Source organism: Erwinia sp. Eh17-17 (assembly GCF_039675725.1).
In the GTDB taxonomy this organism is placed as follows: Bacteria; Pseudomonadota; Gammaproteobacteria; order Enterobacterales; family Enterobacteriaceae; genus Erwinia.
In genome coordinates this window covers 395851-412369 of record NZ_JBDFQT010000001.1, presented here as the reverse complement: position 1 = coordinate 412369, position 16519 = coordinate 395851, and the positions used below count along the sequence as shown (strand labels likewise).

At 60.8% G+C, this 16519-nt stretch carries 16 protein-coding genes; 4 read left to right on the top strand and 12 right to left on the bottom strand.

Annotated features, from left to right (window positions below):
- The first annotated feature begins 5 nt into the window (after positions 1-5).
- Complete coding sequence (locus ABEH87_RS01775) at positions 6-1493, top strand: FAD-binding oxidoreductase (protein WP_346573368.1); 1488 nt, start codon at positions 6-8, stop codon at positions 1491-1493.
- A 51-nt stretch (positions 1494-1544) separates the two neighbouring features.
- On the opposite strand, the gene phnN is transcribed toward ABEH87_RS01775, so the two are convergent.
- From phnN to phnF, 9 genes are all read right to left on the bottom strand, one after another.
- Positions 1545-2084, bottom strand: a complete 540-nt coding sequence (gene phnN, locus ABEH87_RS01770; protein WP_346574544.1) for a ribose 1,5-bisphosphokinase — start codon at positions 2082-2084, stop codon at positions 1545-1547.
- Positions 2084-3220, bottom strand: a complete 1137-nt coding sequence (phnM, locus tag ABEH87_RS01765) for an alpha-D-ribose 1-methylphosphonate 5-triphosphate diphosphatase (protein ID WP_346573366.1) — start codon at positions 3218-3220, stop codon at positions 2084-2086. The genes phnN and phnM overlap by 1 nt, the downstream gene beginning before the upstream one ends.
- Positions 3217-3921 carry a phosphonate C-P lyase system protein PhnL gene (gene phnL, locus ABEH87_RS01760; RefSeq protein ID WP_346573364.1) on the bottom strand — a complete coding sequence of 235 codons (705 nt, stop codon included), beginning with the start codon at positions 3919-3921 and terminating at the stop codon, positions 3217-3219. Before phnL ends, phnM begins: the two co-directional genes overlap by 4 nt.
- 139 nt (positions 3922-4060) lie before the next feature.
- Positions 4061-4819: a phosphonate C-P lyase system protein PhnK gene (phnK, locus tag ABEH87_RS01755; RefSeq protein WP_346573362.1), complete on the bottom strand. Its 759-nt coding sequence runs from the start codon at positions 4817-4819 to the stop codon at positions 4061-4063.
- A complete protein-coding gene (locus tag ABEH87_RS01750; protein WP_346573360.1) occupies positions 4816-5658 on the bottom strand; it encodes an alpha-D-ribose 1-methylphosphonate 5-phosphate C-P-lyase PhnJ in 843 nt (280 codons plus the stop codon). Before ABEH87_RS01750 ends, phnK begins: the two co-directional genes overlap by 4 nt.
- Positions 5651-6727 carry a carbon-phosphorus lyase complex subunit PhnI gene (locus ABEH87_RS01745; RefSeq protein WP_346573358.1) on the bottom strand — a complete coding sequence of 359 codons (1077 nt, stop codon included), beginning with the start codon at positions 6725-6727 and terminating at the stop codon, positions 5651-5653. Before ABEH87_RS01745 ends, ABEH87_RS01750 begins: the two co-directional genes overlap by 8 nt.
- Positions 6727-7302 (bottom strand): phosphonate C-P lyase system protein PhnH, encoded by a 576-nt coding sequence (gene phnH / locus ABEH87_RS01740; protein ID WP_346573356.1) that lies wholly within the window; start codon positions 7300-7302, stop codon positions 6727-6729. The genes ABEH87_RS01745 and phnH overlap by 1 nt, the downstream gene beginning before the upstream one ends.
- A complete protein-coding gene (gene phnG, locus ABEH87_RS01735; RefSeq protein WP_346573355.1) occupies positions 7299-7739 on the bottom strand; it encodes a phosphonate C-P lyase system protein PhnG in 441 nt (146 codons plus the stop codon). Before phnG ends, phnH begins: the two co-directional genes overlap by 4 nt.
- Positions 7740-8459 (bottom strand): phosphonate metabolism transcriptional regulator PhnF, encoded by a 720-nt coding sequence (gene phnF / locus ABEH87_RS01730; RefSeq protein WP_346573353.1) that lies wholly within the window; start codon positions 8457-8459, stop codon positions 7740-7742.
- 180 nt (positions 8460-8639) lie between these two features.
- Between phnF and ABEH87_RS01725 the strand changes: the two genes are divergently transcribed.
- The 3 genes from ABEH87_RS01725 to ABEH87_RS01715 all read left to right on the top strand — a co-directional run bounded on the left by ABEH87_RS01725 (position 8640) and on the right by ABEH87_RS01715 (position 11890).
- Positions 8640-9308, top strand: a complete 669-nt coding sequence (locus tag ABEH87_RS01725; RefSeq protein WP_346573351.1) for an autoinducer binding domain-containing protein — start codon at positions 8640-8642, stop codon at positions 9306-9308.
- A 68-nt stretch (positions 9309-9376) separates the two neighbouring features.
- Complete coding sequence (locus tag ABEH87_RS01720) at positions 9377-10552, top strand: MFS transporter (protein ID WP_346573350.1); 1176 nt, start codon at positions 9377-9379, stop codon at positions 10550-10552.
- Between the two features lie 885 nt (positions 10553-11437).
- A complete protein-coding gene (locus ABEH87_RS01715) occupies positions 11438-11890 on the top strand; it encodes a transposase (RefSeq protein WP_346573348.1) in 453 nt (150 codons plus the stop codon).
- Between the two features lie 71 nt (positions 11891-11961).
- Here the strand turns inward: ABEH87_RS01715 and ABEH87_RS01710 are convergent, their stop codons facing one another.
- From ABEH87_RS01710 to ABEH87_RS01700, 3 genes are read right to left on the bottom strand one after another with little or no spacing between them, the layout of a single operon-like run.
- Complete coding sequence (locus tag ABEH87_RS01710) at positions 11962-13941, bottom strand: hydantoinase B/oxoprolinase family protein (protein WP_346573346.1); 1980 nt, start codon at positions 13939-13941, stop codon at positions 11962-11964.
- Positions 13931-15991: a hydantoinase/oxoprolinase family protein gene (locus tag ABEH87_RS01705; protein WP_346573344.1), complete on the bottom strand. Its 2061-nt coding sequence runs from the start codon at positions 15989-15991 to the stop codon at positions 13931-13933. The genes ABEH87_RS01710 and ABEH87_RS01705 overlap by 11 nt, the downstream gene beginning before the upstream one ends.
- The gene (locus tag ABEH87_RS01700; RefSeq protein WP_346573342.1) at positions 15988-16458 is read right to left on the bottom strand and encodes a GNAT family N-acetyltransferase; all 471 of its coding nucleotides are present in this window, start codon (positions 16456-16458) and stop codon (positions 15988-15990) included. Before ABEH87_RS01700 ends, ABEH87_RS01705 begins: the two co-directional genes overlap by 4 nt.
- Between the last annotated feature and the right edge of the window lie 61 nt (positions 16459-16519).

Here is a 16519-nt window from a genome sequence, read left to right as displayed (position 1 = left end):
GTGATATGAATAAACGCTCTGTAACGCGTCGAAGTGTACTGAAAACCATAACCGCTCTGGGTGTTGTCGCGTCCGGCTGGCTCAACCCGCTGCTCAGCTTTGCCAGAGAAAGTAAACCCGACCTGCTACAGCCCTTTAAGGGCATTCTGGTCTGGCGGTCGGATCCCGCCTGGCTCCGCTGGTTCTGGGGAATGACGTGGTACAGCATCAAGCCGCGCCGCTTTCCGGCGGTGATCGCACAGCCGCAGGACGCCGGGGACATTCAACTGCTTCTGGCCTATGCGGCACAGGCCGGGCATCAGGTCGCTCTGCGCAGCTCCGGGCATAACATTACCCACTCACCGCTGCGTCATAACGCAGTGACAATCGATTTATCCCTGTTTAATACCATCGACATTGATGCCGGTTCAAAGACCGCCTGGGCAGGTCCCGGCGTGTTCAGCCAGCAACTCAATGAGGAAACTTTTCAGCACGGGCTGGTGTTCCCCGGCGCGCACACCGGGTTTGTCACGCTGGGCGGGTTTCTGCTGGGCGGCGGAATGGGCTGGAATATGCCCGCCTACGGAATGGGATGTGCATCGGTGCTGGCTGCCGAACTGATGCTGGCCGATGGCCGCATCGTCACCGCCTCGGCCACGGAAAACCCCGATCTCTTCTGGGCTATACGCGGCGTTGGCCCCGGTTTTTTTGCCGTGGTGCTGCGTTATAAACTCCAGCTGCATCCGGCACCGGCCGCGGTGATGAACACATTTTATTTCCCGCTGGACCGCCTGGGTTCCGCCATTGAAGAGGTTCTGACGCTGCTGCCCGCCAATAATCAACGGTCGGAAATCCTGGGGGCGCTCGGCAGGTTCTCGCCCCCCGGTACGCCTGCCGCAGAACAGCGCTGGCACTATGTGCTGAACGTTATCTCGTTTGGCGCAACTGAAGAGGCAGCGACAGCAGTGGCGGAAATTTTCAACCGCAGCAGGCTGCCAGAAATCTGTACATTACACAGCGTGCACAACCGGTCGCTGAACTATCTCGACCTGTTCTCCGCGCTGGGTGCGACCGATGCTTACAGCACCAGCCGGACCAGTGAAACGGCCTTCTTTACCGAACATCCCGAAAAGGTTTTACCGGTTATCGCCGGGCTGCTGGAGCAGGAAGCCGTTGACTCACGCTCGTTCGGATTCTCCGTGATTGATACCAATCCTACCGTGCCGGAACCCTGTAGCTTTACCCACTGGGCACCACACTATGTGTCGTGGTATCTGATTGGCGAAAATCAGCAGGACTTCGCTGCAAACGAACGGCTGATGAAGAAACTGAATGCGGCGATCGCCCCCTGGGCCAGCGGCTATTACATCAATGAAATTGATCTCTCCATTGCGCCGGAAATGGCAAGGCAATGTTTTTCTGATGAAAAATGGCTGCGGCTGAATGAGCTGAGAGAAAAATGGGATCCTGAAAAGCTGTTTTTCAGCTATGTCACCAGCGATCCTGACCATTAGACGTGGAGGGGCGAGGTGCGCCTCGCCCGCGGTGGAAGGCGGAACGCAACCCTACGCGCTGCGTTCCGCCAGGAGCGCGGAGAAATCCCGCAGCGTCTCACTCAATGGCCCGTTATTACTCAATGTGATGCACCCTGCCGGCCCCGGCTGCGCCGCGCGTTTCAGACGCTGGCCGATCGCCGCTTCATCCTCACGCCCGCGCTGGCGCAGGCGTGAGGCAAGGATCTCCGGCGACACCTGTAAGCAGACGGCCAGCAGCCGGTCACCGTAGCGCTGTTGTGCCGCGTCCAGATGCAGCCGTGAACCGTTCACCACCACGTCCAGCCCGGCGGCCAGCCACTGGTCGATCTCAATGCCCAGCGCGTAACAGAACTGGTGGGCCTGCCAGTCAAGGGCAAACAGGCCGTGCTCACGCCGCCGCCGGAACTCCTGCTCGCTGAGGGCAACGTGGTTCTCGCCCCCGGCGCTGGCGCTGCGGGTAATGTAGCGATGGGCAACAATCATCCGCTCCGGTGCGCACTCGCGCAGGGCCAGCAGCAGGCTGTCTTTACCGGATCCGGAAGGCCCCATCAGCCAGATCAGCCGCCCCATCAGAACACCGACCTGCCCTGAGCCCACACGCGGGAAACATACACCTGCTCGCGGTGCTGACGCACCAGCACCAGATCGGCGCGTTTGCCCTCAGCGATCGCCCCGCGATCGTCCAGGCCGATAGCGCGGGCGGGGTTACGGGTGACCAGCGCGACCGCCTGCGGCAGGGTCATGCTGTTGCGCTCGTCGGCGGCGAGACGGAAAGCCGCATCCAGCAGGCTGGCGGGATAGTAGTCTGATGAAAGAATATCCAGCAGGCCGAGCTGTGCCAGCTCGCTGGCCGCCACGTTACCGGAGTGCGAACCACCGCGTACGATATTTGGCGCCCCCATCAGCACGTTAAGGCCCATCTCGCGCGAAGCGCGCGCCGCCTCTTCGGTGGTCGGGAATTCGGCGATGGTACTGCCGACACCTTTTGATTCCACCACGTGTTCCCAGGTGGCGTCATCGTGGCTGGCCAGCGGGATATCATACTGACGGCACCAGGCGGAGATCGCCTCGCGGTTCGGCACTGACCAGCGGGCCGCCAGACGCAGCTGATCGACCTGATACTCGTCGAGCTGAGCGTCACTGAGCTGATATTTTCCGCCAAAATAGGTGCGCCACGCCGCCAGCGAGACATACTGGCGCTGACCCGGAGAGTGGTCCATCAGCGACACCAGCGACAGCGCCGGGTTGCACATCAGCTGTTCAAACAGCGGCAGCGTGGAGTCATGCGGCAGCTCGCAGCGCAGGTGCAGCCGATGTTCGGCACGGTTCAGCCCGTGCTTCTGCGAGTGACGAATCGCATCGATCATCTTATTCAGATTTTCCATCCGGTGCCCGCCGTCGCGCACGTCGCCCACGCCGATGGCGTCCAGCACCGTGGTGATGCCGCTGGCGATAATCAGCGCGTCATGGCTGCTCATCGCGGAATGGGCAGGCCAGTCCACCTTCGGGCGCGGGGTGAAGAATTTATCCAGGTTGTCGGTATGCAGTTCGACCATGCCCGGCATCAGCCAGCCGCCCTCACCGTCGATGGCCGCCGGAAGCTGGCTCTGCGTGTCGGAGTAAGCGACAATCGCGCCATTTTCACAGGCCAGCGAACCCGCAACGACTTCATTTTCCAGAATCAGTTTGACGTTATTGATGATCATTCGGCGTGCTCCAGAGCAACGGGCTGCATCACATGCAGACGGTCAGCGATGCGATCGCGCACCGCGGTATCATGAAAAATGCCCACTATCGCGGCGCCGCGCTGGCGGGCCTCTTCAATCAGCGCCACCACCGCGGCACTGTTGATGGCATCAAGCGAGGCGGTAGGTTCATCCAGCAGCAGGATCGGCGAATCGGCGATAAAGCCGCGCGCGATGTTGACGCGCTGCTGCTCACCGCCGGAGAAGGTTGACGGGGCCAGAGACCACAGGCGCTGCGGCACGTTGAGGCGCGAAAGCAGGGATTTTGCCCGCTCCTCACTCTCCGTGCGCCCCACCCCACGCTCCAGCAGCGGCTGCATCACCACCTCCAGCGTGGTAATGCGCGGGATCACGCGCAGAAACTGGCTGACCCAGCCGAGGGTATCGCGGCGAATGGTCAGGATCTGCCGCGCCGGTGCGCTGACCAGGTCCACCCACTGCTGCTGGTGCTCCACCCAGATATGGCCACTGTCCGGCAGGTAGTTGGCGTACAGCGAGCGCAGCAGCGTGGATTTACCGCTGCCAGAATGGCCGTGCAGCACCACGCATTCCCCTGCGGCAACCTGCAACGAGGCGTTACGCAGCACCGGCAGTTCGGCACCGTGCTGGTTGTGCATCACAAACGTTTTTGACAGATTTTCGACGCGCAGTTTCAGATTCATTTTCATTCCCTGCAAACAAGGTTAATCCCCATGCGGGGCGACCGGAAAAAATGGTCGCCCCCTACGGAATTACGGAATTACGGAATTACGGAATTACGGAATAATGGTGCCTGCGCCCCTGGTTCCGGGCGGGACGGTTTCACACAATCGACGACACCAGCAGTTGGGTATACGGGTGATGCGGGTCGTCCAGCACCCGGTCGGTCAGACCGCTCTCCACCACCTTTCCCTCTTTCATCACCAGCAGACGGTGGGCCAGCAGGCGTGCGACGCCAAGATCGTGGGTGACAATCACCACCGCCAGATTAAGGTCACGCACCAGGCTGCGCAGCAGATCGAGCAGGCGTGCCTGTACCGACACATCCAGCCCGCCGGTGGGTTCATCCATAAACACCAGCGTGGGATGGGTCACCAGATTGCGGGCGATTTGCAGGCGCTGCTGCATACCGCCGGAAAAGGTGCCCGGCAGGTCATCAATACGCGACAGCGGGATCTCCACATCCTGTAACCATTTGCCGGCGGTTTCGCGGATCTGTCCGTAATGGCGCTGGCCGACCGCCATCAGGCGCTCACCAATATTGCCCCCGGCAGAGACCTGCGGCCGCAGGCCGTCCATCGGATACTGATGCACGACGCCCCATTCGGTGCGCAGCAGGCGGCGGCGGTCGCTTTCGCTCAGGGCATACAGATCCTGCCCCTGATAGATAATCTCGCCCTGCTGCGGAGCCAGGCGGGCAGAAATTGACTTCAGCAGCGTAGTTTTACCGGAGCCGGACTCACCGACAATGCCCAGCACCTCACCCGGATACAGCTCAAACGACACATCGCTGAAGCCTTTTCCCGGCGCGTACAGATGGGTTAACTGATTGACCGCCAGCAGGGGAGTTTCGCGCTTCATGATTTTTTTTCCTGTTGCTGATGGCAGTAGTCGGTGTCGGAGCAGACAAACAGGCGTGAACCGGCGTCGTCGAGCACCACTTCATCCAGATAGCTTTCGCGCGATCCGCACAGCGCGCAGGGTTCATCCCACTGCTGAACGGTGAAAGGATGATCGTCGAAATCCAGGCTTTCCACTCTGGTATACGGTGGAAGCGCGTAAATACGCTTCTCACGCCCGGCACCGAACAGCTGCAGCGCGGGCATCATATCCATCTTCGGGTTGTCAAATTTCGGGATCGGTGACGGGTCCATCACGTAGCGATCGTTCACCTTCACCGGATAGGCATAAGTGGTGGCGATGTGGCCGTAGCGGGCGATATCTTCATACAGTTTGACCTGCATGATGCCGTACTCCTCCAGCGCGTGCATGGTGCGGGTTTCAGTTTCACGCGGCTCAATAAAGCGCAGCGGTTCCGGGATGGGCACCTGGTAAATCAGGATCTGGTCTTCGCTCAGCGGCGTTTCAGGAATGCGGTGACGGGTCTGAATCAGCGTGGCATCTACCGTACGCTCGGTGGTGGCTGCCCCGCTGACGCGCTGAAAGAAGCGGCGGATGGAGACCGCATTGGTGGTGTCATCCGCCCCCTGGTCGATCACCTTCAACACGTCATGCTCGCCAATCACGCTGGCCGTCAGCTGAATGCCGCCGGTGCCCCAGCCGTAAGGCATCGGCATCTCGCGGCCGGCAAACGGCACCTGATAGCCGGGGATCGCGACGGCTTTGAGGATGGCGCGGCGGATGGTGCGTTTACTCTGTTCATCAAGATAGCCGGGGTTGTAACCGCTCAGTTCAGTCACGTTGCGTCTCCTGGTATTCCGCCCGCAGGCGTTTCAGCAGTTCCAGTTCAGCCTGGAAATCCACGTAATGAGGAAGTTTCAGATGCGAGACAAACCCTGCTGCTTCAACATTATCCGCGTGTGACAGCACAAACTCTTCGTCCTGCGCCGGGCTGGTAATGCGTTCGCCGTGTTCGTCGGTCTGTAAGGCGCGGTCCACCAGCGCCATCGCCATCGCTTTACGCTCCGCGCGGCCAAACACCAGCCCGTAACCGCGGGTGAAGTGCGGGGCGCAGTCATCAGGGGTGGTAAAGCCGTTGACCATTTCACACTCGGTCAGCATCACTTCACCGATGTCCAGCGCGAAGCCCAGCTCTTCCGGCACGATCTCTACCGTCACGTAACCCGTGCGGATCTCCCCGGCAAACGGATGGGTACGCCCGTAGCCGCGCTGCGTGGAGTAGCCCAGCGCCAGCAGGAAACCCTCATCACCGCGCACCAGCTGTTGCAGGCGGGCCGAACGCGGCATCGGGTAGGAAGGGGCATCGCGGGTGATATCGAGCGGTTCGCTGCCGTCATCCTCTTCGCGCAGGGCCAGACCTTCACGCGTCATCAGGTCAAACATATGTGGGCACTCCGCCGCCTGCGGCTCTTGCGCGCGCGGCGTCAGCGGCGCTTTGCCTTCAGCCAGCAGGGTGAAATCCAGCAGGCGGTGGGTATAGTCAAAAGTCGGGCCGAGCAGCTGCCCGCCGGGCAGATCTTTATATACCGCAGAGATGCGGCGCTCGACGCGCATTGCCCCCGTGTCCAGCGGCAGGCTGTCAGCCAGGCGCGGCAGCGTGGTGCGGTAGGCGCGTAGCAGAAAAATGGCCTCCACCAGGTCACCGCAGGCCTGCTTGATGGCCAGCGCCGCCAGCTCACGATCGTGAATGCCGCCTTCGGTCATCACGCGGTCCACTGCCAGACCCAGCTGCTGGTCAATCTGGACACAGGACAGCTCCGGCTGTTCACTGTCCCCCCGGCGCAGGCTTTCCTGCAGCTGATGGGCGGCGGCTATGGCCTTCTCGCCCCCTTTCACCGCAACGTACATCAGCAGACCTCCACGTCGGTGCTGCGCGGCAGAGCCATCATGTTTTCACCGCAGGTGAAGATCAGGTCAATCCCCTGTGGGAAACGGTGGTGGCGGTCACGCAGATAGCTCAGCACGCTTTCCGGCAGCTGCGGGGCAATCGCCCGGCGCTCCATCAGGCCGGGGCCGCGCAGGCGCAGCGTCAGGCCACCGCTGAGAGCGGGAACATCAACGATCAGCGTGCTGCTTTTTTCAGGCGACATATTGTCACCGGGAGAGAAGCTGTCGATGCGGGTACCGGAGCGGGCATGCAGCAGGGCAAACGGCGCATCGGGGCTGTCGGTGACCGGCGCACCGGTGTGGAAACGCAGATTGCTTAACAGCGCGTCGTCGCGCAGGGCATCGTCAATCCACAGGGGGGTTTCGTGGTCCACCAGGGTCATCATCACGGCGGTAGCGGCAGACGACGCTTTGCCCCAGGCCGGCAGTGCAGGCAGTGACACCATCACACCCGGCTCACTCATCGCTTTAAGAATACGACGGAAGGCGCGCTGGGAATCCGCAACGGGGTGGCTAAAACTGGCAAGTAAGGTCATGCGTTGTCTCCCCGGACAAGGGTAAAGAAATCGACCCGGCTGCTGGCGACTTCCCGTGAGCGCAGCGCCAGCTGCTCCTCACGCAGGGCCGCCAGCGGCACGATAATCTGCTGATATAAGTGCTGTGAGCTGTCACCCTGCAACAGGGCATCGAGCAGCGCGCAGCGTTCGGCGTGGGCTTTATCACGCCCCAGGAGATAGCTGTAGCCGCACACGCCGTTTTCAAGACGCACCACGGCGCGCGTTACGGTGGTATCACCGAGAATAAAGCGGCGACCGGTGCCGCCCATGCGCGCCTGTAAACGGGTCAGACCCGTTTCCGGGGCGCGCAGCAGCTGATACTCCGGCAACTCTGCAGGCCAGTGCGCCAGCAGCTGCTGTGGCTGACTGTGGGCCAGCACCGATAACCAGTGCTGACGTGCCTTATGTGCTTCCATTTAGTGCTCCAGCGTCAGTTCAATCATGTCGGCACGCGTCAGGCTGACGGAGTATTCCGCCATGCTGCCGCCGTCGGTACAGGTGTTCAGGGTGCGCACGCACAGCAGCGGCGCGTGCAGGGAAACTTCCAGCAGGCCGCTCTCTTTCGCCTGTGCCCGGCGCGCGGTAATGCGCGTCTGTTTGCGCGTCAGCCCGGCGGTAAGATGCTGGCGGATAAAATCATGCAGTGAACCGCTGCTGAACTTTTGCAGCTGCGGCCACCAGGTCAGATCCGGCAGATAGTGGTTAATCACGCAGACCGGAACGCCGTTAACCCGACGCAGCGTGCGCAGGTGGATCACCGTATCGCCCTCATTACAGGCCAGCGCGGCAGCCACTTCGGCATTGCAGGGGCGCAGCACCGCCAGCAGACGTTCGCTGGTCGGGTGGCTCCCCTGCTCCATCAGGTTCTGGCTGAAACGCGCCTGGGCATGGAGCGGATAATCATACGGGCGCATCAGCACCAGGATGCCCACGCCCTGACGGCGCTGAACCAGGCCTTTGTCCACCAGCTCATCCACTGCACGGCGCAGGGTATGACGGTTAACGGCATAGTGCGCCGCCAGCTGTTTTTCCGACGGCAGATACTCGCCGCTGCGGTAGCGGCTGCGCAGCTCGTCTTCCAGCTGAGCCGCTATCGCCTGATACAAAGTGGTCGGATGTCTGGATAAGTTGAGCATAAAAAAATCTCCACGGGACAAAGTGGGCAGCCGGGTAATTTGCGTTAAGTTCCCTGCTGCTGATGGCATTTACATTGCAGGTGTTGTGTGACAGTGCGGTTAACGCCAGATGAAGGTTTTTAAAAAGCGCGGAGAGTGTGTCAGGATAGACAGCGTCAGAATGGGGCAGAAGGAAACCGCGTGGATAACAAAAGCGAGATCGTGCAGGCCGGGGCTGTTTTGAACCAGCGGCTGGCAGAACTGGGAGAGGTGGATTTTCTTTATCTGCGTCAGAATAAGCTCGCACCCGAAGAGGCGCTGGTGCTCTCCAGCCATTCAGATGAGTGGATCACCGACTATCGCGATCGCCGCCGCTATCTGAAAGATCCGGTGGCTCTGGCCGCCCGACAGCGCATTTCCCCGTTTAACTGGCGGGATTGCACACGTCCTAATGTCGGGATATGCGATGCTGGCAGCCAGTGCCAGCGTGTAAAAGGCTTTACCTTCGCGGTTCACGACGAGCAGCAACAGATGTCACTGCTGAGCGTGATACGCCGCCACGACAACCTGACGTTTTCCCATGATGTCATTTGCCGGCTGGCGAATTTGCAGATGCTGTTAATCCTGCTGCACGAAAAAACCCATCTGCGGCCCAAAAACAGCCCTGCGCTGTCGCCGCGTGAGCAGGAAGTGTTGCTGTGGAGCAGCCGGGGTAAAACCTACGGTGAGATCGCCATCATCCTGGGGATTCAGCTCAGTACCGTGAAATTTCATATCGCCAATGCCACGCGCAAACTGGGCGTCAGCAATGGGAAACATGCGATTCGCCGTGCGCTCGAAATGAACTATCTTCCCTCCCCCCTCTACTAAAGGCTAGCTGGACGCGGCTGTCTCAGGCTCTACACTTGTCCTTCACTTATTGATTATCAGGAAACGTTATGTCGTCGTCTCCCGCCCGTCTTCCCGCTGCGGTTTATACCCTGGGATTTGGTGTTTTTGCACTGGTCACCAGCGAATTCCAGGTTGCTGCTCTGATGAATATCATGAGCGCCGATCTGCATATCAGTCTGCCGATGACCGGTTATCTGATTACCGTTTATGCGCTGGCCATGGCGATTGGCGGCCCGTTGCTCGCCCTGCTGCTGCTGAAGCATCCGCCGCGCCGCAGTCTGCTGATCCTGCTGGTGCTGTTCGTCGTCAGCCAGGCGCTGGGGGCGGTGGCGGGCAGCTATCTGCCGCTGATAGTTGCCCGTATTCTCACTGGCGCAGTAGCGGGGGCCTTTATCGGCTGCGCGGTCGGGACCGGGGTCAAATTAGTGCCTGCTGAACAGATTTCCGGGGCGATTACTGTGGTGCTGGGCGGGCTGATGATTGGCACCGTGCTTGGCCTGCCGCTGGCCAGCTTTATTGGCAATCTGGCAGGCTGGCGTATCAGCTTCTGGTCGGTCGTGGTGATTGCGCTGCTGGCCCTGTGGCTGACGTACAAAACGGTGCCTGCCACGCTGGAACCGGATGAGATCAACCTGGCGGATGAGCTGCGGGCGCTGAAAAACCCGACGCTGTGGCGCGCCTACAGCACCAGCCTGCTGATTATTGGCGCGACCTTCGCGGGCTTCAGCTACTTTACCCCGATCCTCAGTTCGCAGAGCGGTTTCAGCCAGGGGGAAGTGACCGTGCTGCTGCTGGTGTATGGTAGCGCCACGGTGCTGGGCAATGCCGTGGTAGGCAGGCTTGCCGGGCGTTATGCGCTGCCGGTGATAGCCACTGGTCTGCTGGCACTGGCCTGCTGCTTCGCGCTGTTTGCCAGCTTTATTCAGCTACCGTCAGTCGCCATCGCCTCGGTGATTGGCGTCGGGCTGTTCGGCGTGACGATGAACCCGGCGATGGTGACGCGCGTGATGGCAGCGGCCGGCAATCGTCAGCTGGTGAACACGCTGCACACCTCGATGATTACCTTCGGCCTGATGCTGGGATCGTTGCTGGGAGGACTGGGGATTGAGTACGGTTTCGGGCTCAGCGCACCGCTGTGGATCGGAGCAGGTATGGCGCTGTGCGGGCTGTTAACGCTGATCCCGGATATGAAAACACAGCAACGCGAAACCTGTCGGGGCTGAACATCGGCACGGGGCGACCGAAAAAAAAGGTCTTCATCACCGCTGTGCTATGCCATTGGCACGGGGCGACCGAAAAAAAAAGGTCGCCCCCTACGGGACATTAGGAAACCATCACCCTGGGGCGACCGGTGCGATGGTTCGCCTCCGGTGGCAATACCGTTACCCGAATCCTGTAGGGGCTGACCTTCTTTTCCGGTCAGCCCGCAGCGCGCAGACCATCAACACGGGGCGACCGGAAAAAAAGGTCGCCCCCTACGGGACATTAGGAAACCATTACCATGGGACGACCGGTGCGATGGTTCACCCCCGGTGGCAATATCGTTACCCGAATCCTGTAGGGGCTGACCTTCTTTTCCGGTCAGCCCGCAGCGCGCAGACCATCAACACGGGGCGACCGGAAAAAAAGGTCTTCATCACCGCTGTGCTATGCCATTGGCACGGGGCGACCGAAAAAAAAGGTCGCCCCCTACGGGACATTAGGAAACCATCACCATGGGGCGACCGGTGCGGTGGTTCGCCCCCGGTGGCAATATCGTTACCCGAACCCTGTAGGGGCTGACCTTCTTTTCCGGTCAGCCCGCAGCGCGCAGACCATCAACACGGGGCGACCGAAAAAAAAGGTCTTCATCACCGCTGTGCTGTGCCATTGGCACGGGGCGACCGGAAAAAAAGGTCGCCCCCTACGGGACATTAGGAAACCATCAACACGGGGCAACCGGTACGATGGTTCACCCCCGGTGGCAATACCGTTACCCGAATCCTGTAGGGGCTGACCTTCTTTTCCGGTCAGCCCGTCATTTTTTCGAGCCGTCTCGGGAAAACACTCTTTGATATTTTACCTGTAAACACCGGGCTTTTACGCTGGGGTTTTCAGGGAGAAACATCATGCAAAAACGGAAATCGCTTCGCCTGCCTCACTATGATTACCGCCATCCGGGCGCTTATTTCATTACGCTTGTCACCCACCAGCGTAAACACTATTTTGGCGAAATTGAGGCCGGCATTCTGCACCCTTCCCCTGCCGCCACGACGGTATGCCGCTGCTGGCGAACGCTGCCGGACAGGTTTACTACGCTGAAAATCGATCAAATGGTGCTGATGCCCAATCACCTGCACGCTATTCTCTGGATAACGCAAGGAACCGGACCCGGCCTGAATTCCCTTGTCGCCCTGTTTAAAGGCAGCGTCAGTAAAACGGTTCGCTCACCGCGGCCTTTGTGGCAGCGGGGATTTTACGATCGGGTTATCCGCAACAGTGCAGAATTAACCCGCATTCGCGACTATATTCGTCAAAACCCGCTGCAGTGGGAACTGGATAAACTGAACAGCGCAGAATAATGCGGATACCGGATGACGGGGCACCAACCTCTGTCCGCACGGTCGGGGAAATCCTCGGTACGGGACCGGTGTTATACCGCGCTCAGCGCCGGGAAACGTTGCTTCAGCCCGGCAAACAGCCCCGACATCTGTTCAGCCAGCGGCAGCTCGCCGCCCTCGCCCGCCTTCACCGCCGCAAATATCTGATGTTTGAGGAAGTGACGCCAGACCACCGGCTGCTGCGCCAGGAATGCGGTCAACAGCTGATAGCGCTCCGGCGTCCACAGGGTTTCAAAGGTGCGGCGCGCCTCACCGACGTCAAAGTGTTCGCCGCTGCCTTCCGGCATCGCCGCACGCAGGCGCGCGGTGGTGACTTCGTCGATCTCACCGTGTGCGAGCGCCACGCCGTACTGCTCACGCGCCGCCTGCTCCGTCAGGAATCCACACTGCACGTCCTGCAGTACCGCCTGCACGCGGCGGTTCTTCGCCAGCCCGTAGCCCCCTGCGCCCGGCCCTTTAATCGCCACCACATCACCCGGACCACAGTGGATCACATCGGTGTTGCCGTGCTCCGTCACCCGGCCATCGGCATGTTCGGTGCGGAACCATGAGGTGCTTCCCGCACGGCCCCCTGCCGCTCCGGCAGAGGAGAACACCGAACGGTTGCGGTTACGTGCCGTAATGGTGGTATTCGGGGCAGACACTTCAAATGCCATTTCAGTCGCCAGCCCGCCGCGATACTCACCGGCGCCCGCGCTGTCGGTCGCCAGACCATAGCGCAGGAACCGTACCGGAACTTCGGCTTCGTTAATCTCAATCGGCGTGTTTTTCAGGAAGGCCGACAGGCCACCGGAGCCGTCCGGGCCATCGTGTTTCGGCGTACCGCCCGCCCCGCCGCCTACCGGGCCAAGAGAGGCGACGACGCTGCGGTTCAGTCCGTCAACCGTGCGGATATTTATAATCGAGTTACCGCCAGGCGAGTTGGCGGGCAGCCGTTCCGGCATCGCCAGGGAAAACGCCCCGACGGTGGCAATCTGCGACATGGCACAGGTCAGCGAGCGCATGCCTACGGCAGCCGGCGCCTCGCAGTTCATAATGGTGCCCGGCGGCAGGATCGCCCGCGTCGGGCGCAGCGTTCCGGCGTTCAGCAGCAGCGAACGGTCCAGCGTTGACAGCACATAGGTGACCCCGACCAGCGCCAGCGGATGACGCTCCCGCCCCCCGGTTGGCATATTGAGCGAGGACATTAACTGCGGATCGCTGCCGGTATAGTCCAGCTCCAGGCTGTCGCCTTTTACCCGCAGCGTCACGGCGATTCGGCAGGGATAGCCGCCTTCACCGTCTTCGTCCGCGTAATCGGCATAGAAGTAATCCCCGTCAGGGATGGTGCTGATAATCCCGCGCGCCTGCTGCTCGGCGTAGTCGAGGATCCCCTCCACTCCGGTCAGGAAGTCCTCAATGCCAAAGCGGGCGATAATCTCCTGCACCTTGCGCTCTCCGATATTCACCGAGGCGATCTGGGCGTTGAAGTCCCCCCAGTTCTGGTCGGGCGCACGCACGTTAAGCCGCATAATGCGCGCCACCTCCTCATTCAGCACGCCGCCGCTGATGATCTTCAGCGGCGGGATGCGGATACCCTCCTGCACGATTTCCGTCAGCGAACGCGACAGTGAGGCAGGAACCGCGCCGCCAACGTCGGTGTTGTGGATATGCCCGACCACAAAGCAGGTGATTTCACCGTTATGGAATACCGGTTTCCAGATATGAATGTCCGGTGAGTGGGTGGCAACGTTACCGGCATACGAGTCATTGGTGATGCAGATATCGCCTTCCTGATAGCCGTCTATCAGCGTCAGCACCGGGCCGTAATCAATGCCGCTGTACCAGGGCGCGCCGAAGCTGCGCGGCGAGGCAAAAGCCAGCCCGTCGCGGCTGACAATCTGACAGGAGAAGTCTTCCGTCTCTTTGACAAAGGTGGAGTGCGCGGTGCGCATCAGGGTAAACGCCATCGCGTCGGCGGCTGCCGCGCAGTAGTTGGCGAGAATTTGCAGGTTACGTCCATCAATGGCCATGATGTGCTCCGGTTTGCGGGGTAATAATCAGGTTACCGTAGTGGTCAACATCGACCTGCATCTGCGGGGGGACACAGGTGGTGCAGTCGTCCTGGGCAATAATCACCGGTCCGGTGAGCTGGTGACCGGCAAACAGCGCGCTGCGGGAGACCACATCCAGCTGCCACCAGCGGCCGTCAATCCAGGCCTCGACCTGGCGCAGCGCCTGTACCGGGCCGTTGGCCTTAGCCAGCGTGGTCAGGCGCGGTTTCGGCGTCGGGGATGAGAGCACCAGCCGCAGATTGATCATTTGGACCGGGGCCTGCGCATCGTGATGGCCAAAAAGACGGGTGTGATGGGTGTCGAAAGCGCTGCGGATCGCCGCCAGGTCGCCCTCCAGCAGCCAGGACGGCTGCAACAGCACGTCAATCTCAAAGGACTGTCCACGATAGCGCATATCGGCCGAGAAGCTCAGCTCATACGGCAGGTCCGCGCCGTATTCACGGGCCAGCCAGCCTTCGGCTTCAGCCCGCAGCTGCTGCGTATTCTGTTGCAGACGCTCGCTGACGGCCGGGACCAGGTCGCAGTAAAGCGTGCGGATGAAATCGTTTTTAATGTCGGCCACCAGGCCCCCCAGCGCCGAGAGCACGCCCGGCGTTGGCGGCACCACCACGCCTTTCAGCTTCAGCTCCCGCGCCAGGAAACAACCCATCATCGGTCCGGCACCGCCGAACGCGAGGAAGTAAAATTCGCGTGGATCCAGGCCGAAGCGTGAGATCAGCCCGCTGGTATCGCTGTACATGCTGGAGACGGCCAGGGCGATGATATTTTCAGCCGTCTCTTCAATGCTGATCCCCAGCGGGTCTGCCAGTTTCCCGACCGCTGCACGCGCTCCGGCAACATCTACCTGCACGGCGTTGTAACCGAGGTCACCGTGGCCAATCAGACCACAGGCGGCAAAGGCATCGGTGGCCGTGGCTTCAGTGCCGCCACGGCGGAAGCAGACCGGCCCCGGCAGCGATCCGGCGCTGTCCGGTCCGACCTGCAATACCCCCAGGCTGTCGATCCAGGCAATCGATCCCCCGCCCTGACCCACCGACGTCACCGAGACGGACGGAATGTAGATCGGGAAGTCACCGATGATTTCACCGTTGCCATATTCCGGGCGACCGTCAACGATCACCGCCACATCAGCGCTGGTGCCGCCGATATCCAGACTTAACAGTCGGTTTAAGCCGCAGCTTTCAGCAATATAGCTGGCCCCCATCACCCCGGAGGCCGTGCCGGACAGCACCATCTGCACGCACTCGGCTTTAGCCTGCGCCAGGCCCATCACGCCGCCGTTGGATTTGGTGATACGCGGGGGGACCGGCACGCCCATCTCTTTCAGCGCCCGCTCGAAGGCATCAAGATAGTGGATCACTTTCGGCTGCACGTAGGCGTTAATCACGGCGGTGATGGTGCGCTCGTATTCGCGGATGATCGGCCAGATCTCCGCCGAGCAGGAGGTCAGCAGATCGGGCGCCACTTCAGCGACGATTTCGCGAACCTGTGCTTCGTTACTGGCGTTGCGGTAGCTGTGCAGCAGTGAAACCACAATGCCCTCGCAGCCCGCCGCGCGTGCCGCCTCCACCGCGTCAATCACACTCTGCCGATCGACGGTTTGCAGCACGTTGCCGTCGCGGTCGCTGCGTTCTTTGATAGCGAAAACGCGGTCGCGGGTGATTAACGGTGCCGGGCGGCGCGAGAACAGGTCGTGGATATGGGGAATTTTAAGCCGCGCCAGCTCCAGTACGTCACAGAAACCTTCGGTGGCGAACAGCGCCAGCTTCACGCCTTTGCGCTGGATCACCGCATTAACGCCGACCGTAGTACCGTGGGTGAAGTAGGTGATTTCTGCAGGGTCAATACCGTCGCGCTGCCTGAACGCAGCCAGCCCGGTGGTAATTTCGCTGCCGGGGCTGTCGGGGCGCGACAGGACTTTCAGGGTACGGATGCTGTTATCGCGCTCGTCCAGCAGCGCAAAATCCGTGAACGATCCGCCAATATCGACGCCAACGCGGTAACTCATGGGGTGTTTTCCTCTGGTGGGGTGGGAATAAATTCCATCAATCGTTGTGGCTGGGCCACCGGCTGCCAGCCCGCCCGACGATAAACCTCGTGGGCATCGTCGGTGGCCAGCATCCAGCGTTTTATGGTGTGGAGTTCCGGGTGGGTCAGAATGGTGGCAGCAAACCAGCCGCCCAGCCCTTTGCCGCGGTGGGCATCATCAATCATCACGTCGCTGAGGTAGGCAAAGCGGCTGTAGTCGGTGATCAGGCGACCGAAGCCGACCTGCTTCTGCTGATAATAGATGCCAAACGGCATCGATGCGGCCAGCGACCGCTCGGTGGTGGCCAGCGACTGCCCGGCGGCCCAGTAGCTTTTTTCGGCAAGCTGAGCGTGGATCCACGCGATATCGAGTTTGCGGGTATCGCTGCTTAACAGATATTCATCGCGCTGCCACTCGGCAACCACGGGGACAACCGGCTTGAGCATGGTGGCTCCTGACTCTTTTTTCGGCGGATAAAAAGAGTGTAAGCCCTTTACCCACCGCAGT